General features: G+C 55.1%; 25 protein-coding genes. 6 read left to right on the top strand and 19 right to left on the bottom strand.

Annotated elements, in window-relative coordinates:
- Nucleotides 1–8: 8 nt before the first annotated feature.
- From fre to pepE, 3 genes are all read right to left on the bottom strand, one after another.
- Nucleotides 9–710 carry an NAD(P)H-flavin reductase gene (gene fre / locus FD744_RS16180; RefSeq protein WP_160868719.1) on the bottom strand — a complete coding sequence of 234 codons (702 nt, stop codon included), beginning with the start codon at nt 708–710 and terminating at the stop codon, nt 9–11.
- A gap of 31 nt (nt 711–741) precedes the next feature.
- Complete coding sequence (gene ubiD / locus FD744_RS16175) at nt 742–2,226, bottom strand: 4-hydroxy-3-polyprenylbenzoate decarboxylase (RefSeq protein WP_039329276.1); 1,485 nt, start codon at nt 2,224–2,226, stop codon at nt 742–744.
- Nucleotides 2,227–2,300: 74 nt separating this feature from the next.
- Nucleotides 2,301–3,032 carry a dipeptidase PepE gene (gene pepE, locus FD744_RS16170; RefSeq protein ID WP_160868718.1) on the bottom strand — a complete coding sequence of 244 codons (732 nt, stop codon included), beginning with the start codon at nt 3,030–3,032 and terminating at the stop codon, nt 2,301–2,303.
- A 216-nt stretch (nt 3,033–3,248) separates the two neighbouring features.
- On the opposite strand from pepE, the gene rfaH reads away from it, so the two are divergent.
- Nucleotides 3,249–3,737 (top strand): transcription/translation regulatory transformer protein RfaH, encoded by a 489-nt coding sequence (rfaH, locus tag FD744_RS16165; protein WP_038643771.1) that lies wholly within the window; start codon nt 3,249–3,251, stop codon nt 3,735–3,737.
- On the opposite strand, the gene tatD is transcribed toward rfaH, so the two are convergent.
- The 10 genes from tatD to udp form a co-directional block, all read right to left on the bottom strand.
- A complete protein-coding gene (tatD, locus tag FD744_RS16160; protein WP_034827928.1) occupies nt 3,734–4,516 on the bottom strand; it encodes a 3'-5' ssDNA/RNA exonuclease TatD in 783 nt (260 codons plus the stop codon). The genes rfaH and tatD overlap by 4 nt on opposite strands.
- Nucleotides 4,517–4,599: 83 nt before the next feature.
- On the bottom strand, nt 4,600–5,367 hold the full coding sequence (gene tatC, locus FD744_RS16155; RefSeq protein ID WP_034827926.1) for a Sec-independent protein translocase subunit TatC: 768 nt from the start codon (nt 5,365–5,367) through the stop codon (nt 4,600–4,602).
- 2 nt (nt 5,368–5,369) lie between these two features.
- Entirely contained in the window at nt 5,370–6,035 is a 666-nt protein-coding gene (gene tatB / locus FD744_RS16150; RefSeq protein WP_160868717.1) for a Sec-independent protein translocase protein TatB, read from the bottom strand.
- 9 nt (nt 6,036–6,044) lie between these two features.
- Nucleotides 6,045–6,290 carry a twin-arginine translocase TatA/TatE family subunit gene (gene tatA / locus FD744_RS16145; RefSeq protein WP_034827923.1) on the bottom strand — a complete coding sequence of 82 codons (246 nt, stop codon included), beginning with the start codon at nt 6,288–6,290 and terminating at the stop codon, nt 6,045–6,047.
- 110 nt (nt 6,291–6,400) lie between these two features.
- Nucleotides 6,401–8,038: a ubiquinone biosynthesis regulatory protein kinase UbiB gene (gene ubiB / locus FD744_RS16140; RefSeq protein WP_160868716.1), complete on the bottom strand. Its 1,638-nt coding sequence runs from the start codon at nt 8,036–8,038 to the stop codon at nt 6,401–6,403.
- On the bottom strand, nt 8,035–8,640 hold the full coding sequence (locus tag FD744_RS16135) for an SCP2 domain-containing protein (protein ID WP_097118528.1): 606 nt from the start codon (nt 8,638–8,640) through the stop codon (nt 8,035–8,037). Before FD744_RS16135 ends, ubiB begins: the two co-directional genes overlap by 4 nt.
- A 6-nt stretch (nt 8,641–8,646) precedes the next feature.
- On the bottom strand, nt 8,647–9,405 hold the full coding sequence (gene ubiE, locus FD744_RS16130; protein WP_160868715.1) for a bifunctional demethylmenaquinone methyltransferase/2-methoxy-6-polyprenyl-1,4-benzoquinol methylase UbiE: 759 nt from the start codon (nt 9,403–9,405) through the stop codon (nt 8,647–8,649).
- Between the two features lie 75 nt (nt 9,406–9,480).
- Entirely contained in the window at nt 9,481–10,992 is a 1,512-nt protein-coding gene (gene rmuC, locus FD744_RS16125) for a DNA recombination protein RmuC (RefSeq protein ID WP_160868714.1), read from the bottom strand.
- Nucleotides 10,993–11,077: 85 nt separating this feature from the next.
- On the bottom strand, nt 11,078–12,346 hold the full coding sequence (locus FD744_RS16120; protein ID WP_160868713.1) for a tetratricopeptide repeat protein: 1,269 nt from the start codon (nt 12,344–12,346) through the stop codon (nt 11,078–11,080).
- Nucleotides 12,347–12,433: 87 nt separating this feature from the next.
- Complete coding sequence (gene udp / locus FD744_RS16115; RefSeq protein WP_038643781.1) at nt 12,434–13,195, bottom strand: uridine phosphorylase; 762 nt, start codon at nt 13,193–13,195, stop codon at nt 12,434–12,436.
- Between the two features lie 300 nt (nt 13,196–13,495).
- Here udp and FD744_RS16110 point away from each other — a divergent pair, with 300 nt between their 5' ends.
- Nucleotides 13,496–14,332: a dienelactone hydrolase family protein gene (locus FD744_RS16110; RefSeq protein ID WP_160868712.1), complete on the top strand. Its 837-nt coding sequence runs from the start codon at nt 13,496–13,498 to the stop codon at nt 14,330–14,332.
- 38 nt (nt 14,333–14,370) lie between these two features.
- On the opposite strand, the gene metE is transcribed toward FD744_RS16110, so the two are convergent.
- Nucleotides 14,371–16,641: a 5-methyltetrahydropteroyltriglutamate--homocysteine S-methyltransferase gene (metE, locus tag FD744_RS16105; RefSeq protein ID WP_160868711.1), complete on the bottom strand. Its 2,271-nt coding sequence runs from the start codon at nt 16,639–16,641 to the stop codon at nt 14,371–14,373.
- 215 nt (nt 16,642–16,856) lie between these two features.
- Here metE and metR point away from each other — a divergent pair, with 215 nt between their 5' ends.
- Nucleotides 16,857–17,786: an HTH-type transcriptional regulator MetR gene (gene metR, locus FD744_RS16100; protein ID WP_034827906.1), complete on the top strand. Its 930-nt coding sequence runs from the start codon at nt 16,857–16,859 to the stop codon at nt 17,784–17,786.
- 95 nt (nt 17,787–17,881) lie between these two features.
- A complete protein-coding gene (locus tag FD744_RS16095; RefSeq protein ID WP_034827905.1) occupies nt 17,882–18,364 on the top strand; it encodes a DUF1456 family protein in 483 nt (160 codons plus the stop codon).
- Between the two features lie 205 nt (nt 18,365–18,569).
- Here the strand turns inward: FD744_RS16095 and FD744_RS16090 are convergent, their stop codons facing one another.
- Nucleotides 18,570–19,439 (bottom strand): carboxylate/amino acid/amine transporter, encoded by an 870-nt coding sequence (locus FD744_RS16090; protein WP_160868710.1) that lies wholly within the window; start codon nt 19,437–19,439, stop codon nt 18,570–18,572.
- Nucleotides 19,440–19,872: 433 nt separating this feature from the next.
- Here FD744_RS16090 and glpT point away from each other — a divergent pair, with 433 nt between their 5' ends.
- Nucleotides 19,873–21,213 (top strand): glycerol-3-phosphate transporter, encoded by a 1,341-nt coding sequence (gene glpT / locus FD744_RS16085; RefSeq protein ID WP_097118522.1) that lies wholly within the window; start codon nt 19,873–19,875, stop codon nt 21,211–21,213.
- Nucleotides 21,214–21,245: 32 nt separating this feature from the next.
- Here the strand turns inward: glpT and yigL are convergent, their stop codons facing one another.
- The gene (gene yigL, locus FD744_RS16080; RefSeq protein ID WP_160868709.1) at nt 21,246–22,046 is read right to left on the bottom strand and encodes a sugar/pyridoxal phosphate phosphatase YigL; all 801 of its coding nucleotides are present in this window, start codon (nt 22,044–22,046) and stop codon (nt 21,246–21,248) included.
- Between the two features lie 32 nt (nt 22,047–22,078).
- On the bottom strand, nt 22,079–23,071 hold the full coding sequence (pldB, locus tag FD744_RS16075) for a lysophospholipase L2 (RefSeq protein ID WP_160868708.1): 993 nt from the start codon (nt 23,069–23,071) through the stop codon (nt 22,079–22,081).
- Nucleotides 23,072–23,175: 104 nt separating this feature from the next.
- Here pldB and rhtB point away from each other — a divergent pair, with 104 nt between their 5' ends.
- Entirely contained in the window at nt 23,176–23,799 is a 624-nt protein-coding gene (gene rhtB / locus FD744_RS16070; RefSeq protein WP_034827889.1) for a homoserine/homoserine lactone efflux protein, read from the top strand.
- Between the two features lie 146 nt (nt 23,800–23,945).
- On the opposite strand, the gene rhtC is transcribed toward rhtB, so the two are convergent.
- The gene (gene rhtC / locus FD744_RS16065; RefSeq protein WP_034827887.1) at nt 23,946–24,569 is read right to left on the bottom strand and encodes a threonine export protein RhtC; all 624 of its coding nucleotides are present in this window, start codon (nt 24,567–24,569) and stop codon (nt 23,946–23,948) included.
- A 12-nt stretch (nt 24,570–24,581) separates the two neighbouring features.
- Nucleotides 24,582–26,405, bottom strand: coding sequence for an ATP-dependent DNA helicase RecQ (gene recQ / locus FD744_RS16060; RefSeq protein WP_058960360.1), 1,824 nt, complete (start codon nt 26,403–26,405; stop codon nt 24,582–24,584).
- Nucleotides 26,406–26,414 lie beyond the last annotated feature (9 nt).

The raw sequence follows: 26,414 nt of genomic DNA, 5'->3' as shown, positions 1-26,414 counted from the left end.
TTTTTTACTCAGATAAAGGCAAACGCATCGCCAAACATCTGCGCTTCAACCGCACCACGTTCCGCACAAAAACGCTCGCGCGCTATCTTTGCCATTTCGAAACGACCCGCAATATAGATATCGTGCTCGCTGAGAGTTTCATAGTCCTGCATCACGGCGGTCAACACCGTGCCACTACGTCCATCCCAACCCTCTGCGGGTTGTTCTACCACCGGAATCACCTTGAGATGAGGATGCTTGACCGCCAACGCGTTCAACTCATCCAGATCGTACAAATGCATCAATTCCCGGCCGCCCCAGTAGATGGCGATATCGCGGTCTGGCTGCTGCGCCAGTGCCGTCAGCAGAATCGAACGTGCATAGGAGAAACCGGTGCCGCCCGCGATCAGAATAATGGGGCGATCGCTGTCTTCACGCAGCCAGGCATCGCCATGCGGCATATCCACGGTGATTTGACGATCGTTTTTGATGCGATCCATCACCGCCATCGCGTAGAGGTTAAGATCGGAAGCGCCGATGTGCAGCTCAACAATGTCTTTTTCCATTGGCGTTGAAGCCAGCGAAAACGGACGCTTATCGCGCTCATCCATCACCACCATCAGATATTGCCCTGCGCGGAAGCTAAAATCCGCGGCCGGAATCAAACGGACGCGGTACACCGTGTCCGTAATCGCTTCGACAGAAGTCACTTTGCAGCTTAACGTCGTCATACGTGCCCTTTTTTATGGTTTTCTGCCGCCTTTAGCGCTGCGGCGGCTCGGCAAAGATAGCTAACTCATCCCAAATTGCATCAATGCGCGCGGTCACTGCCGGATCTTTCACAATCGGCGTGCCCCACTCACGAGTGGTTTCACCGGGCCACTTGTTGGTGGCATCGAGCCCCATCTTCGATCCCAGACCGGAAACCGGTGAGGCGAAGTCGAGATAATCGATAGGCGTGTTCTCCACCATCACGGTATCACGCGCCGGATCCATCCGCGTGGTAATGGCCCAAATCACGTCGTTCCAGTCGCGTGCGTTAACGTCGTCGTCGCATACGATCACAAACTTGGTGTACATAAACTGGCGCAGGAAAGACCAGACGCCAAACATCACGCGTTTGGCATGCCCGGCATACTGCTTCTTGATCGTCACCACCGCGAGGCGATACGAGCAACCTTCCGGCGGCAGATAGAAATCGACAATCTCCGGGAACTGCTTAATCAGAATCGGCACCAGCACTTCATTCAGCGCCACACCCAATACCGCAGGTTCATCCGGCGGACGACCGGTATAGGTTGAATGATAAATCGGGTTACGGCGTTGCGTTACGTGCGTCACGGTAAACACCGGGAAGCTATCTACTTCATTGTAGTAGCCTGTGTGGTCGCCGTAAGGGCCTTCTGGCGCCATGTCACCCGGTTCGATGTAACCTTCTAAAACGATCTCTGCGCTGGCTGGCACTTCAAGATCGTTAGACAGGCACTTCACCACCTCGGTTTTATTACCGCGCAGCAAGCCAGCAAAAGCATATTCCGACAACGTATCGGGTACCGGCGTCACTGCGCCCAGAATCGTGGCCGGATCGGCACCCAGCGCCACGGACACCGGGAAGCGTTCGCCCGGATGGGCTTTGCACCACTCCTGGAAATCCAGCGCGCCGCCGCGATGCGACAGCCAGCGCATGATCACGCGGTTTTTGCCGATCACCTGCTGGCGATAAATACCCAGATTCTGACGTTCCTTATGCGGACCACGCGTGACGGTTAAGCCCCAGGTAATCAACGGCGCGGCATCGCCCGGCCAGCACTTCATCACCGGAATGCGCGACAGATCGACATCATCACCGCTGAAGACTTCTTCCTGACAAGGTGCATTGCGCAGGCGCTTAGTCGGCATGTTCAGCACTTGTTTGAACTGCGGCATCTTATCGAACAGATCGCGGAAACCTTTTGGCGGCTCGGGTTCTTTCAGAAACGCCAGCAGCTTGCCCACTTCGCGCAGGGCACTGACTTCTTCCTGTCCCATGCCCATTGCCACGCGCTTGGGAGTACCGAACAGGTTGCACAATACGGGCATGTCGTACCCTTTCGGGTTCTCAAACAGCAGCGCCGGACCGCCGGCACGCAGAGTGCGATCGGCAATTTCGGTCATCTCCAGCTCAGGATCGATCTCCTGAGTGATGCGCTTTAACTCGCCGCGCTGCTCTAGCAACGCGAGGAAGTCTCGTAAATCCTGATATTTCATGCGGCGTTAGCTTCCAGCCAGAGTGAATTGGCCATTATAGGTCTGATTCACGCTGGCGTGTTGTGGTTTGTGGTTCAAGCTGGCTGACAGGAGAAAGGCACCAGCGATTGAATGGCCAGCACATCGTGATGTGCGGCGATTGGCTCACCATGACGGAACACTTTAAAGTCTTCGCCGCGCGCGCTGTAGTAACGCAGGCGGTTTTCACTGACGTGCAGGAAACTGGCTTCTCGCAGGGCGATCACCGACTCATGTGGATTGACGGCGCAGAACTCCGCCAGACGCTCATCTCGCGTCTCCCCCATATGCCCGCTGACGTGAGCATCCAGATAGTGCGGATTGATCTGCACCGGGAACAGGCCTAATGCAGGCAAAACCACGCTGCTGCGCACCGGCATATCGTTGGTGGTACGGATCGATGGCGTCGCCACATTACAACCGGCACTCCATCCGACATAAGGCACATCACGTTCGCGCACAGCACGCTGAATCGCCACGATCAGCCCCTGCTCGTGCAGCATCTGATTGAGGAACCAGGTGTTGCCGCCGCTTACCAGAATCATCTCCGCCTGTTCAATCGCTGCCACCGGGGAGTCAAACTCATGCACGGTGCGCACCTGAATACCCAATGAGTCAGACAGGTCTTGTGCACGCTGCGCATGGTCGCCACGAATAATGGCATAAGGCACCAGCACCGCCGATGTAATGCCGCGCTGCGCAATCATCGCGTGCAGTTGGGGGTGAGCGTAGCTCAGCAGTGGCGCATCATCAGCCACTTTGCCGTTGCTTAATAAGAACAGTTCCATCAGCCAGTCCTTTTTCAAATTCAAGCGAAAGATGGGGAAGGAGTCTGATACAGATGGTCATCAGCCGTCAATTTTCTTGCAAGAAAGCGTTAATAAGCCGCACCAATCGGAAAATTCGTAGTGATTTTTATTTCACAGCCGCGTTTCCACTGGCCGATGCGCTATAACTCTGACAGCAGGTTTGTTATTCTTAGCGTCCAATATTTGGGAGCAGTTATGGAATCCTGGTACTTACTCTATTGCAAACGTGGACAGCTGTTGCGCGCGAAAGAGCATCTTGAGCGGCAGGAGGTGAATTGCCTCAGCCCGATGATCGCTCTGGAAAAGATTGTGCGCGGTAAACGCACCACGGTGAGTGAGCCGCTGTTTCCCAACTATCTGTTTATCGAATTCGATCCGGAAGCGATTCACACCACCACCATCAGTAGCACGCGCGGCGTCAGCCACTTTGTGCGCTTTGGCGCGCAACCGGCAACGGTCTCCAGCGAAGTGATTGAAGCGCTGCAAACCGATGTGCCGCAAATTATGCTGGATCCAGAAACGCCACAAAGCGGTGATGAAGTGATCATCACCGAAGGGACTTTTGAGGGGCTGCGCGCTATTTTTGCCGAGCCTGATGGCGAAACCCGCTCGGTGTTACTGCTTAACCTGCTCAACAAACAAGTGATGCGCAGCGTCGACAACAAACAGTTCCGTAAGCTTTAAACCAGTTTAAACAGCTGACGTGCGTTGTGATTGACCTGCGCACCCAGCGCTTCAGCCTCTTCCCCACGCCAGTTCGCCACCTGCTGCACAATATGCGGCAGGAAACAGGGCTCGTTTCGACGCGAAGGCGGCCGTGGATGCATATCACGCGGGAGCAGATAAGGCGCATCGGTTTCCAGCAGCAGACGCTCGGCTGGAATCAATGGCAGCATCTCACGCAATTCCAGGCCACGACGTTCATCGCACACCCAGCCGGTAATGCCCACCGATAAGCCCAAGGCCAGGCACGATTCCAGTTCATCACGCGTGCCGGTAAAACAGTGTGCCACCGCGCCCGTCAATTTCGGCAGCCACGGCTCCAGCACTGCAACAAAACGATCGTGTGCTTCGCGGCAGTGGAGGAACACCGGCAGTTGTAACTCTGCTGCCAGCGCCAGCTGTGCATCAAAGGCATACTCCTGCTGGTCGTGCGCCGAGAGATTGCGGTTAAAATCGAGGCCGCATTCACCGATGGCCACCACTTGCTCACTCTCTGCCAGACGGCGCAGCGTGTTCGCCGTCTCTGCCGACCATTCACTGGCGTGATGCGGATGCACGCCGGCTGTAGACCAGCAGTAGCCAGGATGCTGTGCCGCGAGCTGACGCGCCTGCTGGCTCTCCAGCGCATTGGTGCCGGTAATCAGCAGGCCGGTGACGCCTGCTTCGCGCGCGCGTTTAACCACCTGATCGCGATCTTTTGCGAATTGCGTGCTGGTCAGGTTTACACCGATATCAAACATGTCTTCTCCCAAATAAAAACCGCCCAATGTGTGGGCGGTTTAGATTCTTAACGCTCATCCCGCTCGCGTGCGGGAATGCCTTGTCAGGATTCGGTATTCTGTTCCTCATCCTCTGAATCTGACGCCTTGCGCCCTTTACCCACATAGTAACGGGAGAAGAATACGCCGACTTCAAACAGGCAGTACATCGGAATAGCGAGCAAAGTTTGCGAGAAAACATCCGGCGGTGTGAGCAGCATCCCAACAACGAACGCGCCAACCAGAATGTAGGGGCGTTTCTTTTTCAAATCCTCTGGCGAGGTAATGCCGGTCCAGCACAGCAGAACAATCGCAATCGGTACCTCAAACGCTACGCCAAACGCCATGAAGAGAGTCATGACGAAGTCGAGATAATTGGTGATATCAGTAGCAATGGTGACGCCCTGTGGCGCGGTTTTGGCAAAGAAGCCAAACGCCAGCGGGAACACGATGAAGTAAGCGAAAGCCACGCCAACGTAGAACAGCAGCGTACTGGAGAACAGCAGCGGCATCACTAGCTTACGCTCATGGCGATACAGCGCAGGCGCCACAAAAGCCCACACCTGATACAAGATCACCGGCACCGCAAGGAACACCGAAACAATGATGGTGAGCTTAATGGGGGTGAAGAACGGTGAAGCCACGTCAGTGGCGATCATGCTGGCACCGGCCGGCATCTGGCTAATCAGCGGCGAAGCCACTAAGTGATAGATGTCGTTGGCGAAATAAACCAGGCACAAAAAGATAGCAAACACCGCAATAATGCAGTTCAGCAAACGCTTACGCAGCTCAATCAGGTGGCTGATGAGCGGTTGGGTATCTTCAACGGCCATGTTTATCTTTCATCTTTTACGGTGGGGGTGGGCGTCGCATTCTGCGCGGTATTAACAGGTGCCGCAGCCTCTGCTGTTACCGGTTGAGGTTTCTGAGCCGGTGCGCTGGCCGGGTGCTCTGCCGCCGCTGGCTGAGGTGCCTGAGCCGGTGCGCTAGCCTGATGCTCTGCCGCCGCTGGTTGAGGTGCCCGAGCCGGAGCGCTTGCCTGATGCTCTGCCGTCACTGCCTGAGGTGCCTGAGCCGGTGCGCTAGCCTGATGCTCTGCCGCCGCGGGGGTGACCGGAGGCTGGCTTACCGGTGCAGAAGAGGTGCCTGCAGACGACGGTTGATGAATGGTGTTCGCTTCATCTTCCGCTTTCTCGATATCGATGCTCTGCTGTACAGAACGCTTCATCGAATCGGCGGTTTTACGCAACTCTTCCATCGACTCTTTCAGTTCCGGTGACAGTGAGCCACGGCCCGCTTCCTCAACCTTTTTCAGGCTGTCCTGCAATTCCTGCAGTTTCAGCTCCTGCGCCAGTTCGTTTTGCACGTTAGCAGCCAGGGAGCGAATCGCCCGAATCCAGCCCACGACGGTTTTCACCGCAACCGGTAATCGTTGCGGGCCAAGAACGATCAGCCCGATAACGAACACCAATACCAGTTCACTAAAACCAATATCGAACACAGTTAACCCTTACTTGTCCCGGGCGTCGTCTTTACTCGCCGAGGTTTGCTGTTTGTCTGCCAGAGTCTTGGCGTTGAAGTCAGCGTCCTGCTCTTTCGGTTGATCCTTTTTATCGTCCTCATCGCCCATGGCTTTTTTGAAGCCACGAATAGAAGAACCTAAATCCGAACCCAGGTTGCGAAGTTTATTGGTACCGAACAGAAGTACAACAATGACGGCAATGATGATCAATTGCCAAATACTGATACCGCCCATGAGATATGCCTCTAATATTCTGTGAAAAACTCTGAATTGAAACGCACAGAAAGCCCGTATGAATTCGGGCTTTAGCCTGCGACATTACGCGATTTGCACCAGTCAAACAATCAGTTTGTCTTGCGCCAGCCTATCAGCCAGGTGACGATGCCAGCGGCCATTAGTAAGGCTGGGAAGAAATCCCAGTCGGGTCGACTTAACAGCACCGCGGTGCCACTTAATAACAGTGTAGCCCCTACGCCAAACAGATAACGTGCCTTGTGATGGCGCGTACGTTGCGCATTCATATCGCTGACCAGTTTATCGACGCTGTGCTGCAATAATTTATGCTGACGCATGCTGTCGTAGAACAGTTCAGGCAACTCCGGCAGTTTTTCAGCCCAGAATGGCGCCTTCTCTTTCACTGCGCGCAGAATCGCAGGAATGCCGATCTGATCTTTGATCCAGTCTTCGAGGAATGGCTTCGCGGTTTTCCACAGATCGAGCTGCGGATAAAGCTGACGGCCAATGCCCTCAATGTAGAGCAGCGTTTTCTGTAACAGCACCAGTTGCGGCTGCACTTCCATATTGAAGCGACGCGCGGTGTTAAACAGGTTAAGCAGCACGTGGCCAAATGAAATCTCAGCCAGCGGCTTCTCGAAAATCGGCTCGCAGACGGTACGAATGGCGAACTCAAAATCTTCAACATTGGTATCCGGCGGTACCCAGCCTGAATCCACATGCAGTTCTGCCACTTTACGGTAATCACGGTTAAAGAAGGCGATGAAGTTTTCCGCCAGATAGCGCTTATCTTCTTTATTCAACGAGCCGACAATGCCGCAGTCAATCGCGATGTACTGCGGATCTTCTGGATGGTCATAGCTAACGAAGATGTTGCCGGGGTGCATGTCAGCATGGAAGAAGCTATCGCGGAACACCTGGGTGAAGAACACCTGCACGCCGCGTTCTGCCAGCAGCTTCATGTTGACACCATGCTTCTCCAGCGTCGCCACATCAGAAATCGGAATGCCGTAAATACGTTCCATCACCATCATCGATTCGCTGCAGTAATCCGAGAACACTTCCGGCACATACAGCATCGGACTCTGCTCAAAGTTACGACGCAGCTGAATGGCGTTCGCCGATTCGCGCAGCAGATTGAGTTCATCAATCAGGGTCTTTTCGTAATCGCGCACCACTTCAACCGGGCGCAGACGACGACCATCCGGCAACAGACGAGGAACCCAATGCGCCATGCGGTAAATCAGCTTCATATCCGCTTTGATCACCGGCAGGATGTCCGGGCGGATCACCTTGATCACCACGTCTCGGCCGTTGGATTTCAGCGTAGCCGTATGCACCTGCGCAATCGAAGCAGAAGCCAGCGGCTTGATATCAAAGTCGTCAAACCAGGTGTCGACAGGACCGCCAATGGATTGTTCAATCTGCTGCTGGGCTTTCAGCCCATCAAAAGGCGCCACGCGATCCTGCAACACCGCCAGTTCATCGGCGATGGCCGGTGGGAAGAGATCGCGGCGCGTCGAAAGCATCTGACCAAATTTGATCCACACTGGACCAAGTTGCTCCATTGCCAGACGAATGCGCACGCCCGTCGATTCATTTTTGTGCTTGTTAGGGATCCAGAAAATACAACGTCGCCAGATACGAAGCGGCAACGTGATGCGCATTTGAGGGATCAGTTCATCAAGCCCGTAAGTCAGAAAGACCTTGATGATGAAGTATAAGCGCCGAATTTCTCCCAGCGTCATTTCGCCTCCAGCTGTGCTAAACGCGCTTCGAGCGCATTAAGCGAACGTTCCATCGCTTCAACCTCTTCACAGAACCACGCCAGCTCCAGTGCACCGGGCGCAACCCGCCACTCTTCCGTCAGCACCTGACCGAGATAATCCTGCCGACGTGTCACCTGTCGCTGCACAAATTTCAGCGCCTGCTGAGCAGCCTGACTGACACCCTGCGCGGCAATGTCGCCGATCCACGGCGCCAGATACTCGGCTGGATCGAGCTCAGCGAGATCCATTAGCGCAGAGAATTGCTGAACCACTTGCAGATCGCCTTCCACGTCCAGCTCACCGCTACGGATCAAACTGGTCAGCTGCTGGCGATCGCGCAGTTTCGGCAAGGTGCTGAGGCGCAGGCTCACGCTACAGTCGCTGCTGTCCTGCCAGTCACTCAGCACATCCAGCTGCGATTCGCTAAACACTAGCACCAGCGGGAAATCCAGTTCCTGCAGGCGCAGCATCAGCACTTTACCTGCCAGACGTTGACGCGCGGCTTTCAGGCTACGATCACGATACAGAACACGATTGAGGGCGGTTTCAAGGCCGCCCGTGATTAGCGGGGTAAAAGTCATGATCAATCAGAACTTAAAGCCGCGATGCAACGCCACAATACCGCCGGTCATGTTGAAGTAGGTGGTATTTTCAAAACCCACATCGTTCATCATCGCCTTCAGGGTTTCCTGATCGGGATGCATACGAATCGATTCTGCCAGATAGCGATAGCTATCGGCATCCTGCGCCACCAGCTGCCCAATACGCGGCAGGATGTGGAAGGAATAGGTATCGTAGGCTTTGCTCAGCGGTTCCAGCAGCGGTTTGGAAAACTCGAGCACCAGCAAGCGTCCGCCTGGTTTCAGCACCCGGTACATCGAGGCCAGTGCCTTCTCTTTTTCGGTGACGTTACGCAAACCGAAAGAGATGGTGATGCAATCGAAATAGTTATCCGGGAACGGCAGCGCTTCGGCGTTGGCCTGCACATAGCTGACGTTGCCTGACACGCCCATATTGCGCAGCTTCTCGCGGCCCATCTTCAGCATCGAGCTGTTGATATCCGCCAAAACAACCTGACCCGTCTCGCCCACCAGGCGAGAGAATTTTGCTGTCAAATCACCGGTGCCGCCGGCCAGATCCAGCACACGCTGACCACGACGCACGCCGCTGCTGTCGATGGTAAAACGCTTCCAGACACGATGGATGCCAAACGACATCAAATCGTTCATCAGGTCATATTTTGCCGCTACGGAATGAAACACGTCCGCGACTTTATCGGCCTTTTCGCTTTTCGCGACGGTCTGAAAGCCAAAATGGGTAGTTTCCTGCTGTGATTCATCTGCCATCGGGTTTACCTGTTCCACAAACAATTCTTGCCGAAGTGTATCAGAGTCGCGCTACGCGAGCACGCGACCACCGTGCTATTCGTTGATGCGGCGCAGTGAAGCGGTGGGAGAATCTGCCACATTTTCATTGGGCTCGGGATCGTCCGCCCAATCTTCGCCCGCTTCTTCCGGCTGCGCTTGTTCGACCAATTGGGGATTGATCGGCCGTTTAATCTCTACGCCTAACGCGCGGAAGGATTCGCTTTGCGCAATCAAATTGCCGCGCCCTTCTGACAGCTTTTTCATCGCCTGATGATAACTCTGCTGCGCTTTATCGAGGCTGTGACCGATACCGCTCATATCATCCACAAACAGCCGCATTTTATCGTACAACCGCGTAGCTCGGTCGGCGATGCGTTGCGCATTGCGACTCTGATGCTCATAACGCCACAGGTTGTTGATGGTGCGCAACGCCACCAATAATGTCGTAGGGCTTACCAGCATGATGTTCTGCTGCAGCGCTTCGCTGATCAGCTCTGGCTGCCGATCAATCGCCAACAAGAACGCGGGCTCGACCGGAATAAACATCAACACATAATCCAGAGAGCGTAAACCGGGCAATTGTTGATAATCTTTTCGCCCCAGCAGCCGAATATGGCCGCGCATGGCGTTAACGTGCTCCTGGATCGCCTGCTCGCGCGTGGCTTCATCTTCCGCGTTGAAATAGCGTTCGTAAGCCACCAGCGTCATTTTGGCGTCAATCACCACATCCTTGCCCTGCGGTAACCGCACGATCACATCCGGTTGCATCCTGCCCTGCTGCTCCAGCTGCACGCTGACCTGCGTCTGATATTCATAACCTTCGCGCAGACCGGAGGCTTCCAGCACCCGCGCCAGCACCACTTCGCCCCAATTGCCCTGGATTTTATTGTCGCCTTTTAGCGCTTTGGTGAGGTTGACCGCTTCCTGCGCCATTTGCGCGTTCAGCTGCTGCAGTTGACGAATTTCATGGGCCAGCGTGTGGCGTTCGCGGGCTTCCTGGCCAAAGCTATCCGTCACCTGGCGACGGAAACCATCCAGCTGTTCGCGCAGCGGACCAATCAGCCCGTTGAGGCTTTGCCGATTCTGCTCATCCACCCGACGTCCGCTGTTTTCAAAGATGCGGTTGGCCAGATTTTCAAACTGTGCGCTGAGACGCTGTTCGCTGTTAGTGAGCAGGCGCTGCTTCTCTTCTGCGCCAAAACGCGTCTCTTCTAAACGGATGGTGACTTCACGCAGTTCAGCTTCTTGCGCACTGTTCACTTCCAGCTGATTACGCAATTCCCGGCTGAGCTGCTCGCTCTCACCACGCCAGTAATCGAGCTGTTGCAGCCGTTCCTGTGCCCCGCTGAGCGTGCCATGCAATTGCCGCAGTTCTTGCTCGCGCTGCTGAATTTGTTGTTGTAACTGTTCGAGCTGCTGCTGCTGACGCTGTTGCGCCTCTTCCAGCAGGCGGCGTTCGGTGGTGAAGCTGGCGTGCTGGTGCCCGGCACGCAACTGGGCCAAAATCCAGCCGAGGCCCAGTCCGGCCAGCGCCAGCGCACCGCTAATGATAAGTTGCTGATCCATAATCCCCCCGCGGATCGTTTCGCTGAGGGAAAAGGTAAGTCGCTACTGTATGAATGTCCAGACAGTTGTGTAGCTGGCTGATGATTTACAGCGCTTTCACCGTCAAATCACCCGCCTTCCACGCATCAATCAGGAAAAACGGCATCGGCAACAGCCATTCACTGCCCTTTACTTTGGCGGGATAGCACCAGCTTTGTCCGTTGTGAGTGAGTTCAACCTGCTGCCAGCCGTTATCAACATTCTCCACCTTGCCCGCCATGCTGGAATACCCTGCGTTGCTGCCGACGTGAAAACGCTCGGTTTGCCAGCGAATTGGCGGATGTGCGGGCCACGCCTGGGCATGATGGAATCGGAAGATGTCGTCATGATTCAGCAGGCTTTCGCGCACCGTCGGCCACAACGCCACTTTGAGGAAGTATTGATCGGTGAAGCGTTCACTGCCGCTGTACTGGGCGATAAAGTCGCGTATCTGCTGTTCAACGTTGTGGAATACGCCATGACAGCCGCCCCACATGCCTGCCAGCAGCAGTTCGGTATGCGTAAAGTAGTCACGCATGTGATGGAACCAGCAGGGCGATTGCAGCCAGGCTTCTACCGCCGCCACTTCACGCTCCGACAGCAGGGAGTCCGCATCTCGCACGATATAACGCTTTACGCATGGATCATCCATCACCAGAAAGCGCCACAGCGTCGGGAATATGGTCTTCTCATGTGACATATCCACTAACTGGACATTTGACTGCTTCAGACGCTGCCAGACGTGTTGCGGCACGCTGTCGTCAAGATAGATGCGACACATCCAACCGGGATAGAACTCGCGCGCAACGTCGATATTTTTGATCAGCGTTTCACAGTAGCGTGGTTGGCCACCATACAGACTGAAAGAGATGATATTTTCAGTTGGATTGGTGGGATTGAAAGACGGCGGTGCTTCTGCGGGATACGCCACTGTGTGGCCCTGACGAAAGATCGCGTCAGACTTCTCCAGCGACTCACGGCCGTAACGTGCCACTTCATCGTGCTTTTCCAGCCAGCCACACACTTCGGTTAAGCCATCGAGCCAGGTGTCGGAAGCCTGCGCACGCTGCGCTGCCGATGCCTGATAGATCTTTTGATAAGTTTTGTAGGATTTTTTGTACTCCCCCACGCGCATTAGCGTCAGCGCATAGTCACTCAGTACCTGCATGTTTTGCGGCATGACGCGCAAAACCTCTTCACAGCACTGACGTGCCACGGGGAAATCAGAGGTCGCCATCGCCTGGCGGAAACGCGCTGCCACGCTCTCAATGCGAGACTGAGCAGCCGTGGAAGGATGATTAAAGGCAGGACGCGGAGCAGAAACCGTTTTGCGCATAGTTGTTTTCTCAGTATCAGCTGAAAAACGTGCGCAATGTGATGGCAGCAGGGAATTCCTTATCCGTAATACCTGCTGCCTTGCGCACTAAATTAAGCGACGCGCGGCTTCTACAACAATTTTCACCGCATCGCTTTCGGTCTGTTTCATGGTCGCGGCATCCGGGATCTCTTTTTGCGTACGGTTAACGATAACACCCGCCACCATGCCCGCTCGCAGCCCCTGACTGGCGCACATGGTTAACAGTGTAGCGGATTCCATCTCATAGTTAAGAACCCCCATTTGCTGCCACTCTTGCATTGAGCCCTGGAAGCGATTCACCACACGTCCTGAGAACGTGTCGTAACGTTCCTGCCCCGGATAGAAGGTGTCAGATGAAGCGGTGATACCAATGTGCGTTTTGGCACCGCAGGCTTCTGCTGCGGCCACCAGCGCGGTGGTGCAGGTGAAATCGGCCACTGCCGGGAACTCCATCGGCGCAAAGTGCAGGCTGGCACCGTCAAGACGCACCGAAGCAGTAGTCACCAGCACGTCGCCTACATTGATATTCGGCTGGATCGCCCCGGTCGTGCCCACACGCAGGAAAGTGCGCACGCCGAGCTGCGCCAGTTCTTCCACGGCAATAGAGGTCGATGGTCCGCCGATCCCGGTAGAACAGACCACCACCGGCTTGCCATCCACTTCCGCCAGGTAAGTGGTGAATTCACGGTGCGAAGCCAGATGCTGCGGATTATCCATCAGCGCAGCGATTTTTTTCACACGCTCCGGATCGCCGGGAACGATAGCCAGTGTGGCTCCTTTCAGATCGGCTTTAGTGATACCAAGGTGGAAAACGTCAGACTGGGCCATAACAGACTCCTGATAGATAAGGGATATGCGTGTCACTCTACGCCAGAGCGCCACATAAATATGTGATTTATTTCACCATCGACAATGAAACTTACATTATCAGAAAATTATTATGTGATTCACATCACACATTGCAGCTCGGCAATTCTGAATTGCTACAAGCGGTGCTGTGTAAGTTCGGGTGGCAGTGTTAATAGAGAAGAAGAACATAAGTACACATCCCTCTGAACCCTACGTCAGCCTTGCTCCCGAAGCAGGCTATAGTTACGTGATTGCGCATTTGCTAGCACGGAGAGAACCATGAAAACCGAAGACAATATGGCACAAAAATCAGTAGCCGGTGGCTTTGCCCCTGCCGTTCAGCCCATCGCCAGCAGCACCATCACCACCGTCAGTGACGCTATTCACACCGGTGAAACTTCTGTTCCCAGCCAGGGAGAAAACCTTCCGGCTTATTATGCTCGCCCCAAATCCTATGAAGGCAAACTACCGGTGATTCTGGTGGTGCAGGAGATTTTTGGCGTTCATGAACATATTAAAGATATCTGCCGTCGTCTGGCGCTGGAAGGCTATCTGGCGGTCGCACCTGAACTCTACTTCCGTGAAGGCGATCCCGGTGACTACAGTGATATCCCGACACTGTTCAAAGAACTGGTCAGCAAGGTGCCCGATTCTCAGGTGCTGTCCGATCTCGATCACGTTGCCAACTGGGCCGCACGCCACGATGGCGATATTCGTCGCATGGCCATCACGGGCTTCTGCTGGGGCGGACGCATCAGTTGGCTGTTCGCCGCGCACAATCCGCAGGTGCGGGCGGCAGCGGCCTGGTATGGTCGGTTAGAGGGTGAGAAAACCCTCAAACAACAAAAACATCCTATCGATGTAGCCGTCGACCTTAACGCACCGGTGCTCGGATTGTACGGCGGTCAGGATGAGAGCATCCCGTTAGAGAGCATTGATAAGATGCGTCAGGCACTGCATGCCGCCAATGCCAAAGCGGAAATCGTGGTGTATCCGGAAGCGGGACACGCGTTTAATGCCGATTATCGCCCAAGCTACCATGCTGACTCAGCCGCTGATGGCTGGGTACGAATGTTGGCCTGGTTTAAGCAGTATGGCGTTGCACCCAACGCGTAATAACAAGGGGCGCTGCAAGGCGCCCCTGATTCTCACGATTAAGCCGATTCCGCGCGCAGCTTTTTCGCGGCGGTCACCATGTTCGCCAGCGCCTGCCGGGTTTCACTCCAGCCACGGGTTTTCAGACCGCAGTCCGGGTTGACCCACAAACGTGCGGGCGGAATGCTTTGCGCCGCTTTGTGCAGCAGATCTTCAATCCATTCGACGCTGGGTACGTTCGGGGAATGAATGTCATACACACCTGGCCCAATTTCGTTCGGGTATTCGAACGCTTTAAACGCATCCAGCAATTCCATATCCGAGCGTGAGGTTTCGATGGTAATCACGTCCGCGTCCAGTGCCGCTATCGATTCCATGATGTCATTGAACTCGCAATAACACATGTGCGTGTGGATCTGCGTTTCATCCTGCGCCACAGCCGCGTTGAGGCGGAAGGCATCCACTGCCCAGGTCAGGTACGCCGCCCACTCCGACTGGTGCAAGGGTAAGCCTTCGCGCAGCGCGGGTTCATCAATCTGGATGATCCCGATCCCGGCTTTTTCCAGGTCTTCCACTTCATCACGCAGCGCCAGTGCAATCTGTTTAGCAAGGGTTTCCCGCGTCACGTCTTCACGCGGGAATGACCAGCACAGAATCGTGACCGGGCCGGTGAGCATGCCTTTCACTGGCTTTTCAGTCAGCGATTGCGCGTACTTCGCCCACTCAACGGTAATCGGCTGCGGACGACTGACATCACCGATGATCACCGGCGGCTTCACACAGCGAGAGCCATAGCTTTGCACCCAGCCATTTTGCGTAAACACGAAGCCATCAAGGTTTTCGCCGAAGTATTCCACCATGTCATTACGCTCTGCTTCGCCGTGCACCAGCACATCCAGCCCGAGCCGTTCCTGTTCGGCAATCGCCTGCTTGATGTGCTCCGCGATGCCGGTGCGATAGTGGCCTCCATCGATATTGCCTTTTTTGAAGTCGAGTCGCAGGCCGCGAATTTCGGTGGTTTGCGGGAAGGATCCAATCGTGGTGGTCGGCCAGGCAGGCAGATTAAAGCGATGGCGCTGCGCTTTGGCACGTTCGTCATAGTGGCTGACGCGCTCAACGTCTTTGGCCTGAATATTCGCCAGACGTGCGCCCACTGCGGCATTGTGCACGCGCGAAGAATGAGAACGGGCACGAATCGGCGCGCTCCACTCCGTCAGCGAGGCCGCATCGTTATTATTGAGCGCCTGGCTCAACAACCTCAGCTCAGCACACTTCTGTAAAGCAAAGGCAAACCAGCTTTTCACTTCCGCATCGAGCCGGGTTTCGACACTGAGATCGATCGGGCTGTGCAGCAGCGAGCAGGAGGAACCAATCCACAGATTTTCACGCTGCCCGACCAGCGGTTGCAGGCGATCGAACCAGCAGCTGAGCTCGGCACGCCAGACATTGCGGCCGTTGATCACCCCGACTGAGAGCAGCCAGTCGGCGGGGAGCTGTTGGTGGATATGCTGGATGTCATCTCTGCCATGCACCAGGTCAACGTGTAAACCTTGAACCGGTAGCGTCTTAATCACGTCGAGATTTTGACCGATGCTGTCAAAGTAGGTCGTCAGTAGCAGTTTCACATGACCTTGCAGCGCATCGTAGGCAGGCTTGAACGCATCACGCCATTCCTGTGGCAGCTCCAGCACCAGCGCGGGTTCATCGATCTGCACCCATTCAATACCGCGCTGATGCAGTTCAGCCAGCACTTGCTGATAGACCGGCAGAATCGCTTTCAGCAACGACAGGCGGTCAAACGGCTCACCTTTGACTTTGCCTAACCACAGGTAAGTGACCGGTCCCAGCAGCACCGGTTTGATCGGGTGACCCAGCGCCAATGCTTCATCCACTTCTTCAAGGAGCTGTGTCCAGCTTAGTGAGAACTGCTGGCCCTGAGTAAATTCCGGCACCATATAGTGATAGTTGGTGTTGAACCATTTGGTCATTTCAGCGGCGGCAGCAGGATTGCCGCTGGGGGCGCGGCCACGTCCCAGACGGAACAGCGTATCGAGATCGACCGATCCATCCTGGTTCTGATGGCGCGCCGGCACATTGCCCAGCATCAGGCTGGTGGTCAGCACATGATCATACCAGGCGAAATCGCCCACGGGCAGCAGATCCACCCCCGCGTCTTTCTGCTGTTGCCAGTGGCGAGCGCGCAGCTCGCGCCCCACGGCCAGCAGCGCTTCCTGTGAGCTGTTACCTGCCCAGTAGCTTTCCTGTGCTTTTTTCAGTTCACGACGCAGACCGACACGAGGGAAACCGAGCGTATGGTTCAGAATGGTCATTTAGTGATCTCCAGATATGCTTAACGGGTCGAGCCCGTTTACGTTCATCCAGCGAGTGACATTGCCGTCCGCTGAACGCCTGAACTGGACGAAAGTCATGTGGCGGTGGCGCTTGCTTGAGATGTTTAGCCGTCCAGATGTTTACACCGCCATAATCTGCGGGTACTGTATGTTCCTCAAGCGCAATTTGTTCAATCTCGATGTGAAGGACTCTCATGATCGAACTCAAACATCTGAGAACGCTGCAGGCGTTGCAGAATACCGGCTCGTTGGCCGCTGCCGCCGCTCAGCTTCATCAGACACAATCGGCGTTATCGCATCAGTTCAGCGATCTGGAACAGCGGCTGGGCTTTCGCCTGTTTGTGCGCAAGAGCCAGCCGTTGCGGTTTACGCCGCAGGGGGAAATCATGCTGCAGTTGGCCGAGCAGATTTTGCCGCAGATTCAGCAGGCGTTGCAGGCATGCCACGAGCCGCATCAGACCACGTTACGCATCGCCATTGAGTGCCACAGCTGCATTCAGTGGCTAACGCCAGCCCTCAATAATTTCCGCCAGAGCTGGCCGCAAGTGGTGGTCGATTTTAAATCGGGCGTGACTTTTGATCCCCAGCCCGCCCTGCAACAGGGCGAACTGGATGTGGTGTTGACCTCCGATATCCTGCCGCGCAGCGGTTTGTTCTATACGCCGATGTTTGATTTTGAGGTACGTCTGGTGCTGGCCCCGGACCATCCGCTGGCGAAGCTGGAACATATCTCACCGGAAGATTTAGCCGATGAGGTACTGATGATCTATCCGGTGCAGCGTCAGCGTCTCGATATCTGGCGTCATTTCCTGCAGCCTGCAGGCATCAGCCCGGCGCTGAAGAGTGTGGATAATACGCTGTTGCTGATTCAGATGGTGTCAGCACAGATGGGTATTGCGGCCCTTCCGCATTGGGTGGTGGAGAGTTTTGAAAAGCAGGGTCTGGTGGTGACCAAGACATTGGGTGAGGGTTTGTGGAGCCGTTTATATGCCGCTGTGCGCGATGGTGAGCAGCGTCAGCCGGTGTTAGAAGCCTTTGTGCGCTTCGCCCGTCAACACGCCTGTGACCATCTGCCGTTTGTGCGCGATGCCGCCCGCCCGGGTTCACTGCAGTCGATTTCTTGATGTTCTCACGGGTGGCTGGTGTCGCCCGTGCTGTTATCCCTGCCCAGCCTGCTCTATAATGCGCCGCCTCAATCCGCGACCAAGAGAGTTTCACCATGACGAGTAACGATGTTCTGCGCAGCGTGCGCTATATGCTTGATTTAAGCGATAGCAAAGTGGTGGAGATTTTTGCCTTAGCGGGCAGTGAAGTGCCGCTGGAGGATGTGCAGGCGTGGATGAAGAAGGATGAGGATGCGGCGTTCCGTAAGTTGCCGGACGTGCTGATGGGCTATTTCCTCAACGGTTTGATTTTCTTCCGTCGCGGTAAGAGTGAAGATGCGCCCGCACCTTCAGTTGAACGCCGTATGAATAACAATATTTTCATCAAGAAGCTGCGTATCGCGTTTGCGCTGAAGACCACGGATATTCCGGTGGTGCTGGAGAAGGCAAACTTTAAGATTTCACAGGCTGAAGTCGGTGCGATTTTCCGCAACCCGGATCATAAGAACTACCGCGAGTGCGGTGACCAGATTCTGCGTAACTTTTTGAAGGGACTGACGATGATGAATCGTCCTGCGGCGCCAGCCAAAAAGGTGTAATCGCTTTTTGATCGGAGTCAGGTCAGATACAGGCCGCTCCGATCACGAAGGAATCTCACATCCCTGTGGATCGGCCTCGCCATCCATGGCTCGGACGCTTCGCACTTCGTAGCGGCCTGTATCTTCCCTTTGGCTTAGGTGCTGCTTTTTCCCAGCACATAGCGCTTCTGCAAGTTCAACGAAACCAGATCAAGGAACGTCTCACTCAGGCATCGCTTTTGGACCCATGTCCCAGCACCCAGCGCTTATGCACGTATAGCGAAGCGAAGATCACAATCGCCCCGGCAATAAAGCTCGGCCAGTGCGGTTTTTCCTGCCAGATCGCCAGATTCACCAGCAAGCCCGCCGGCACGTGCATGTTGTTCATGATGCCCAACGTACCGGCATCGACCTGCGTCGCACCGTAGTTCCACATAAAGTAGCCCAGCCCGGAAGCCGCCACGCCCAGCCAGACCAGAATGCCCCACTGCAGGTTAGTGGTCGGCAGTTTGTTCGGGTTACCCCACAGGCTCCACGCAATGATGGCGATGATCACCGCGCCTAAATAGAACCACGAGAAGGCCGTGTGTTGCGGCATTGGGCGGGTTTCCTGCAAGCGCTTGTAACCAACCATACCAATGGCGAAGCAGATGTTAGCCGCCTGAACCAGCAGCAAACCGAACCAGAAATGATCGCTGACTTTGTCATAGCGAATGATGGCCGCCCCGGCTACCGCCAACAGCGCGCTGAAGGCATAGCCGATTCGCAGCCGACGTCTGCTGAGCAAATCGTAAATCAGCGTGACGTAGAGCGGCGTCATCACGGTAAACAACAGGAATTCTGTCACGCTGAGGTAGGTATAAGCCTCAAAACTCAGCAGATACATGACGCCAAGTTGCAGCATCCCCACCAGCATATACAGCAGGATGGTTGAGGCGCGATAGCCTTTCCAGCGCAGGAACGGCAGGAAGACAATCGCGGCCAACCCAAGGCGCATCAGTACAGAGAACCAGGAGTCAACCTGGCCCGCCAGGTATTCCCCTATCAAACTAAAGGAAAAAGCCCACAAAATGGTGGTAACGATCAGTAACAGCACGGTATTGATCCCAAAATGAACAGTGGCGCTAGTGTAAACAAACTGTCGTGGACGGGCTGAAATATCTGGTTGACGAGTGGTCAAATTAAAATCAAACAAATCGCCGTATCCCCGTCACTCATTGAGATAAGGTCCATTGCTGAAATCAGGTCGCTGGTTGCAGATGCAGTGAATCTGATTCGACACGGCAACGGATTCCCCTTCTAAACCCAAAAGCCCCGACGCTTCATGCGCGAATACCAACATTTCCTGGTTTATATCGCTCTTTAATGTCATCAAACTGTAACAATTGTGTCACACATCACAGTAACGTGGCGTAACCATCACTATCCTTTGCGCGAAATGGAACTTTGGTTTTGTTGTCACGCCAGAGGGCATTTGACCCAACCTGCTGGGAATTTATAAAAATATTGCGCCCTGGAGGGCCGCCTTCATGTTAAGTATCTTCAAACCGGCACCGCATCAGCCGCAAGTCGCTGACGATCGTGTCGATCCGCTCTATCGTCGGCTACGCTGGCAAATCTTCATCGGCATTTTCTTTGGCTATGCCGCCTATTACCTGGTCCGTAAAAACTTTGCGCTGGCGATGCCCTATTTGGTTGAGCAGGGCTTTTCGCGTGGCGATCTTGGCTTTGCGCTGTCCGGAATCTCCATCGCCTACGGTTTTTCCAAGTTCATCATGGGTTCCGTCTCTGACCGTTCAAACCCGCGTGTCTTTTTACCTGCCGGACTGATTCTGGCCGCTGCGGTGATGCTGTTTATGGGCTTTGTACCCTGGGCCACTTCCAGCATCATGGTGATGTTTGTGCTGCTGTTCCTGTGCGGTTGGTTCCAGGGCATGGGCTGGCCACCGTGCGGTCGCACCATGGTGCACTGGTGGTCGCAGAAGGAACGCGGCGGGATTGTCTCAGTATGGAACTGCGCCCATAACGTGGGTGGTGGTATTCCGCCCTTACTGTTTCTGCTGGGTATGGCGTGGTTTAACGACTGGAAAGCCGCGCTCTATATGCCGGCGTTTGGTGCCATCCTCATCGCGATTATTGCCTTTGCCCTGATGCGCGATACGCCGCAGTCTTGTGGTTTGCCGCCGATTGAGGCGTACAAGAATGATTATCCGCCAGACTACAGCGAGGATCATGAGGAGGAGTTGACGGCGAAGCAGATTTTTATGCAGTACATCCTGCCTAATAAGCTGCTGTGGTATATCGCGCTGGCCAACGTGTTCGTTTACCTGCTGCGCTACGGCATTCTCGACTGGTCACCGACCTACCTTAAAGAGGTAAAGCATTTCACGCTGGATAAATCTTCGTGGGCTTACTTCTTCTATGAATATGCGGGCATTCCCGGCACCTTGCTGTGCGGCTGGATGTCGGACAAGGTGTTCAGAGGCAATCGTGGCGCCACCGGCGTGTTCTTTATGACGCTGGTAACCATCGCCACCGTGGTGTACTGGCTTAACCCGCCAGGCAATCCAGGTATCGATATGCTGTGCATGATCGTCATCGGCTTCCTGATCTACGGTCCGGTAATGTTAATTGGTCTGCATGCGCTGGAGTTAGCGCCGAAGAAAGCGGCCGGCACGGCAGCAGGCTTTACCGGTTTGTTTGGTTATCTCGGAGGATCGGTGGCAGCCAGTGCGATTGTCGGTTACACCGTGGATTACTTCGGCTGGGATGGCGGTTTCATGGTGATGATTGCGGGATCGGTGTTGGCGGTGATTTTGTTGCTGCTCACCATGGTCAGCGAGCATAAACATAAGAAACAGATGGCATAACAAAAATGGGCCGGTATCACCGGCCCATTTTTTTAAGCAAGGAACAACTTACGCAACGTGTGCGGCACCGCATCTTCAGCGTTGCTGCCAATCACTTCCAGCGTCGGCAAGGTATCTTTCAACCGCTGATGCGCATTGCGCATAATGCAGCCTTTACCCGCCATGCTCAGCATTTCCACGTCATTCATGCCGTCGCCAAAAGCGATACACTCTTTCAATGAGAAGCCAAGCTGCTTTGATACCGCCTCCAGCGCGTGACCTTTGGATACGCCACCCGCCATCACTTCCAGACAGGTCGGCAGTGAGAAGCTGACGTTAACGCGATCGCCCCAGCGCGCTTCGATCGCCAGCTCCAGCGGCACCAGACGTTCGGGATCGTCGCAGGTAAAGAACACCTTGCTGATGCCGTCGGTTTCAAGCATGCCCGGCTGATAAACCTGATAGTTAAACACCGACTCACGGAAGTAGTCCTGCTCCTCCGGGCGATGGCGGCTCATATACCACTCATCGTCACGATACACGTGCGTCAGGATATGCTCATCGTGGTACTGCAGACCGTAAAGCTCGCTGGCGATATCGGCGTCGAGGTTATGGCTAAACACCAGTTCACCGTCTGCGTTGTGCACGCGAGCCCCGTTGGAAGTAATCATGTACGCCGGAATGCCAAGGTTATCGCGCATCTGGCCTACGTCGATATAGTGGCGGCCGGTGGCGAAAACGAAGTGGACATCTTGCGCCACCAGTTCCTGCAGCGTGGTACGGGCAAAAGGTGTCAGGCGGTGTTCCGGTGAGAGCAGCGTGCCATCCAGGTCGGATGCGACGATGTGGTACATGTAAACCTCTGGTATTGATGTCGGAAAATGAGTTAAACGTGGCGCTCGAAAAAATCGACCACCAGGTTGAGCGCTTCAGCGCGCATGGCGTCTGTTTCAAACAAAATCTCGTGACGCGCGCCTTGAATCACATACGGCACGGTGCCTTCGCAGGGATGTCCTGCGTCGGCCATCGCCGTACAAAAAATATCTTGCGAGCGGTTATCCACCACATCGTCTTCACTGGCCTGCAATACCAGGGAAGGCGTGGTGATTTTCGCCGCCTGGCTGATGATACTGCGTCCGGCATGCACGCCTTCGCGCACCCAATGATAGGTCGGGCCACCGACGCGCAGTCCCGGATCGTCCGCGTAAAAACGCAGGTTGCGCCGATAACGTTCCCGGCTGTGCGTCAGGCGATTAATGCCAAACGGGCTGGCGCGCCAGCGGCCGGTGCCAAGCGCATAGCGTTCGCGAATCGCCGGCAGTTTTTCCGCCCAGTCCAAAATCGGGTGCGCCATCCAGTCAGGCAACGGCAGCACAATGCCAAACATCGGTGCCGAGAATACCGCCGCATGAAAAGCCTGCGGCTGACGCGCCAGAAACAGCGCTAAAATCGCGCCGCCCATCGAATGCGCCAGCACGTAGCGTTGCCGATAATGGTTGCTGACCATCTCTTTCAGATACAGCGTTTCTAAGTCGTCGACATAGTGGCTGAACTCCACCACATGGCCGCGATGCGAGTCCGCCAGCAAGCGATCGGAGCGGCCCTGCCCGCGATGGTCAATAATCACCACGTCATAGCCGCAGTGGAACAGATCGTAAGCCAGTTCCGGGTATTTGATATAGCTTTCGATGCGGCCAGGAACAATCAGGATGACACGGCGATGTTGCGGTGAGGTGAAACGAACATAGCGAATCTTCAGGTTACCGACGCCGGTGAATTCGCACTCTTCACGACGACGCCAGAAGTCGAGCAGCGGACCGGTAGCAAAGGCGGAAAAGCCTTTCTCTCGCCCGAGCCAACGCTGTTTGTGATGCTGCATCCGTCCCCCTGAAAAAAAGCCTCATCGCGCGTCTGTACGCCATAGCGCACCGCGATATTCTGGCGTATTGTGTCACACTTCGTTCACTTCAGGGAATGTCACGCATGACCATTGAATGGTGGTTAACCTACCTGTTGACCACAACTATCCTCAGCCTTTCACCCGGTTCCGGTGCCATCAACACCATGAGCACCGGCATTAGCCATGGCTATCGCGGCGCGGCGGCTTCCATCACTGGCTTACAGCTTGGGCTGGCGATTCACATTGTGCTGGTGGGTGCCGGTTTGGGTGCGCTATTTTCACAATCGATCATGGCGTTTGAAGTGCTGAAGTGGGCAGGCGCCGCCTATTTGGTGTGGCTGGGCATTCAGCAGTGGCGTTCCGCAGGCGGTATTGATCTGGATGCCGTGGCAAAAGCGATGCCGCGTCGTCGCCTGTTCAAACGCGCCATTCTGGTGAATCTCACCAACCCGAAAAGCATCGTGTTTCTCGCCGCACTGTTCCCGCAGTTTATTCAGCCACACCAGCCGCAGTTGATGCAGTATCTGGTGCTCGGTGTCACCACCATCGTGGTCGATATTATCGTGATGATTGGTTACGCCACGCTGGCAACCCGTATTGCGGGCTGGATTAAAGGGCCTAAGCAGATGAAGCTGATGAACCGCACCTTTGGTGGGCTGTTTATGGCCGTCGGTGCGTTGCTGGCAAGTGCGCGCAGAATTGCTTAAGACGTTTTAAAAAACCGCGGCACCGAGGTGATAACCGTCAGTGCCGCAGCTATTTCAAGGTAGTCAGTGCGCAAGTTCTGAAGCACAGATGCTGAACGTAAAGCGCGCGAGCACTGCCCGGTGGCGAAATGGCAAGTAAACCCGATTTAACGCGAGATAATCAGGTGGATGCCGAATCCGGCAAACAGCACACCCGCCATCCCATCGACCCACTTCGCCATACGCTGATACTTATCCCGCATCCACGGTAGTGCAAAAATCGCCGCGACCAGCGTGAACCAGGCAAAGGTCTCACCGATAATCAGCAGGAATAAACCCCAACGCTCCATCGCGCCCACATCATTACCCACAAACAGCGAGAACACGCTGCCGAAATAGATAATCGCTTTCGGGTTCGACAGATTAGTCAGAAAACCTTTCAGGAAACTCATGCCTTTTTTTGGCAGCTCCACCACCGGCGCATCAACCTGCGGGGCTTTATGTTGCTGACGTGCCGAGCGCAGGAGTTGCCAACCCATCCACAGCAGGTACAAACCACCGCCCACCATGATGATTTCATGCAGCCAGGCCATTTTTTGCAGGATCAAATGCAAGCCCATCAGCGCCACACCGGCCCAGATCACGATTCCCAGCGTAATGCCCAACACGCCCATCATCGCCTCTTTACGTGAACGGCTGGCCGCCGTTTGCGACACAAAGAAGAAGTCCGGGCCGGGACTCATCAGCGCAACCAAATGCACCAGCGCGACGGTGGCGAATAACATCAACATGGTTTCTTTCCTTTACTCTTCATCGACATGTTCTTTGATCATCACCAGGAACGGTTTACCAAAACGTTCCAGCTTGCGATGACCGACACCGTTCACGCTCAACATTTCTGACGCGGTAATCGGCATTTGCTCCGCCATCTCAATCAATGTGGCATCGTTAAACACCACATACGGCGGAATGTTGGATTCGTCGGCAATCGCCTTACGCAATTTACGCAGTTTGCCAAATAGCGTGCGATCGTAATTGCCGCTGTGCACTTTCGGCGAGCTGCTGCGGCTCTTCACCGTGACGATACGCGGCACCGCCAGCATCAATGGCACTTCGGCACGCAATACCGGACGCGCCGCTTCCGTTAGCTGTAAAGCGGAGTGCATGGCGATATTTTGCGTCACCATACCAAGATGGATCAGCTGACGCAGCACGCTGACCCAATGCTCCTGGCTCTGCTCACGACCAATGCCGTACACCGGCAATTTGTCGTGCCCGTTATCGCGAACGCGGTGGTTAGTGGAACCGCGCAGCACGTCGACAATATAGCCCATACCGAAGCGCTGGCCGGTACGATAGATGCTGGAAAGCGCCTTCTGCGCCTCCACCAAACCATCATAGCGACGCGGAGGATCAAGGCAGATATCGCAGTTGCCGCACTGCTGCTGACGCCCTTCACCAAAGTAGTTGAGCAGCACTAAACGACGGCAGGTTTGCGCTTCGGCAAACGCGCCCATCGCATTGAGCTTGTGACGCTCAATATCCTGTAACGGGCCGGGCGCCTTCTCCTCCAGACATTTACGGAGCCAGGCCATATCCGCCGGATCGTAAAGCATCATCGCTTCTGCGGGCAGGCCATCACGCCCGGCGCGGCCGGTTTCCTGATAGTAGGATTCGATATTGCGCGGAATATCGAAGTGCACCACGAAACGCACGTTAGGCTTGTTGATGCCCATACCAAATGCCACAGTGGCGACCACAATTTGCAAGTCATCACGCTGGAAGGCTTCCTGCACGTGCGCGCGCTGGGCGCTGTCGATACCGGCGTGATACGCGCCGACACTCAGCCCACGGCTTTGCAGACGCGCAGCCGTGTCTTCCACCTTGGCACGGCTGTTACAGTAAATAATGCCGCTCTTACCGCGCTGCTCTTGCACGTAGCGCAACAGCTGATCGGTGGGTTTGAATTTCTCCACCAGCGTGTAGCGAATATTCGGGCGGTCAAAGCTGCTGATTTGAATCAGCGGATCGTCCATCTGCAACAGATGGGCGATGTCGTTACGCGTGGTTTCATCGGCGGTTGCCGTCAGCGCCATCACCGGCAGATCCGGGAAACGCTGACGCAGTTGACCAATCGAGCCATATTCCGGGCGGAAATCATGGCCCCATTGCGAGATACAGTGCGCCTCATCCACCGCCAACATCACCGGATTCCACTGGTGCAGGCTGTCGAGGAAGTTATCCATCATCAGACGTTCAGGCGCGATATACAGCAGTTTCAGCTTGCCGGTACGGCAATCCGCAAAGACCTGTTGCTGCTGCTCACGCGTTTGTGTCGAGTTAAGACACGCCGCTGCCACGCCGTTGGCCAGCAATTGATCGACCTGATCTTTCATCAGTGAGATCAGCGGTGAAACCACCAGCGTCAACCCTTCGCGCACCAGCGCCGGGATTTGATAGCACAGCGATTTCCCGCCGCCGGTCGGCATCACCACCAGACAATCACGCCCGGCAAGAGCGGTTTCGATGATGGTTTGCTGACCGGGACGAAATTGCTGGTAGCCGAAGGTATCTTGTAATACCTGCTGCGCCAGCATTTCCTGATTAAGCACTGCCGATGTTGCCACGGTAATCCT

Source organism: Pantoea sp. Taur, assembly GCF_009830025.1.
GTDB lineage: Bacteria > Pseudomonadota > Gammaproteobacteria > Enterobacterales > Enterobacteriaceae > Pantoea > Pantoea communis.
The sequence above is the reverse complement of the archived record's forward strand: the minus strand, read 5'-3'. Positions and strand labels throughout refer to the sequence as shown.

Bases quoted from the DNA above. Each gene is read 5' to 3' on its own strand.
- fre (WP_160868719.1), bottom strand. From the start codon at position 710: ATGACGACGTTAAGCTGCAAAGTGACTTCTGTCGAAGCGATTACGGAC.
- ubiD (WP_039329276.1), bottom strand. From the start codon at position 2,226: ATGAAATATCAGGATTTACGAGACTTCCTCGCGTTGCTAGAGCAGCGC.
- pepE (WP_160868718.1), bottom strand. From the start codon at position 3,032: ATGGAACTGTTCTTATTAAGCAACGGCAAAGTGGCTGATGATGCGCCA.
- rfaH (WP_038643771.1), top strand. From the start codon at position 3,249: ATGGAATCCTGGTACTTACTCTATTGCAAACGTGGACAGCTGTTGCGC.
- tatD (WP_034827928.1), bottom strand. From the start codon at position 4,516: ATGTTTGATATCGGTGTAAACCTGACCAGCACGCAATTCGCAAAAGAT.
- tatC (WP_034827926.1), bottom strand. From the start codon at position 5,367: ATGGCCGTTGAAGATACCCAACCGCTCATCAGCCACCTGATTGAGCTG.
- tatA (WP_034827923.1), bottom strand. From the start codon at position 6,290: ATGGGCGGTATCAGTATTTGGCAATTGATCATCATTGCCGTCATTGTT.
- ubiB (WP_160868716.1), bottom strand. From the start codon at position 8,038: ATGACGCTGGGAGAAATTCGGCGCTTATACTTCATCATCAAGGTCTTT.
- FD744_RS16135 (WP_097118528.1), bottom strand. From the start codon at position 8,640: ATGACTTTTACCCCGCTAATCACGGGCGGCCTTGAAACCGCCCTCAAT.
- ubiE (WP_160868715.1), bottom strand. From the start codon at position 9,405: ATGGCAGATGAATCACAGCAGGAAACTACCCATTTTGGCTTTCAGACC.
- rmuC (WP_160868714.1), bottom strand. From the start codon at position 10,992: ATGGATCAGCAACTTATCATTAGCGGTGCGCTGGCGCTGGCCGGACTG.
- FD744_RS16120 (WP_160868713.1), bottom strand. From the start codon at position 12,346: ATGCGCAAAACGGTTTCTGCTCCGCGTCCTGCCTTTAATCATCCTTCC.
- udp (WP_038643781.1), bottom strand. From the start codon at position 13,195: ATGGCCCAGTCTGACGTTTTCCACCTTGGTATCACTAAAGCCGATCTG.
- FD744_RS16110 (WP_160868712.1), top strand. From the start codon at position 13,496: ATGAAAACCGAAGACAATATGGCACAAAAATCAGTAGCCGGTGGCTTT.
- metE (WP_160868711.1), bottom strand. From the start codon at position 16,641: ATGACCATTCTGAACCATACGCTCGGTTTCCCTCGTGTCGGTCTGCGT.
- metR (WP_034827906.1), top strand. From the start codon at position 16,857: ATGATCGAACTCAAACATCTGAGAACGCTGCAGGCGTTGCAGAATACC.
- FD744_RS16095 (WP_034827905.1), top strand. From the start codon at position 17,882: ATGACGAGTAACGATGTTCTGCGCAGCGTGCGCTATATGCTTGATTTA.
- glpT (WP_097118522.1), top strand. From the start codon at position 19,873: ATGTTAAGTATCTTCAAACCGGCACCGCATCAGCCGCAAGTCGCTGAC.
- yigL (WP_160868709.1), bottom strand. From the start codon at position 22,046: ATGTACCACATCGTCGCATCCGACCTGGATGGCACGCTGCTCTCACCG.
- pldB (WP_160868708.1), bottom strand. From the start codon at position 23,071: ATGCAGCATCACAAACAGCGTTGGCTCGGGCGAGAGAAAGGCTTTTCC.
- rhtB (WP_034827889.1), top strand. From the start codon at position 23,176: ATGACCATTGAATGGTGGTTAACCTACCTGTTGACCACAACTATCCTC.
- rhtC (WP_034827887.1), bottom strand. From the start codon at position 24,569: ATGTTGATGTTATTCGCCACCGTCGCGCTGGTGCATTTGGTTGCGCTG.